The organism is Synechococcus sp. RC10A2 (assembly GCF_047502605.1).
The window spans coordinates 1-633 of record NZ_JANSHP010000046.1; the positions used below are offsets into that span (position 1 = coordinate 1).

Sequence of the window (633 nt, forward strand, 5' to 3'; positions counted from 1 at the left end):
CGCCGCGCACCTGCCAGGATCCCCAGGGATCCACCTGCCAGGTTAGCCGAGCTTGGCCGGGCCGCCACTCCAAAAAAGGCTGGGATCCCCCGCCGTGCAGGCTGATCAGGGCGACTTCTTCGGGGCGGGTGAGCACCTGCCGCTCGGCTCCGGCGCAGGTGAGGCTGAGGCCGGAATGGTTGGGAAAGGCGTTGCACTGGATCCAAAACCAGCGGCGAGGGAAGCTTTGTCCCCAGTTTTTTTCGGCGTAGGCGGGGGCCTGCTCGAATTCGAAGCGCCTGCCCCGCCACTCCACCCAGCCGCTGGCCAGGCCGTGGCTCATCAGGATCTGCCAGCCCGGCTCGAAGATGGGCAGATAAGACCAGGCTCCCATGGTGGCCCGCGGCGGGATCCCGTAGGCAGAGCAGAGTTGAATGCGATAGAGCCAGCGGATGGCCTCGCCTCTGACAGGATCTGGCAGGATCCCCTGGTTGAGGCGGGCGGTGTATTGGTAGCCGCTGGCGGTGTGTTGGAAGAAGGTGAGGGGCTCCTGCAGCCCTCGCCAGCTCTCGCCTGGCCCGCCAGCGTGCCCCAAGGCCAGGTGCCGCCAACTGGCCCAGAAGCGCTGTGGATTGGGGAAGGTGCGCCAATGCA

1 protein-coding gene is annotated in these 633 nt (G+C 66.7%); it reads right to left on the minus strand.

Going from position 1 to position 633, the window contains the following annotated elements:
* On the minus strand, window positions 1–633 hold a 633-nt coding region (locus tag NW848_RS06395; protein ID WP_414508364.1), incomplete at both ends, for a tocopherol cyclase family protein.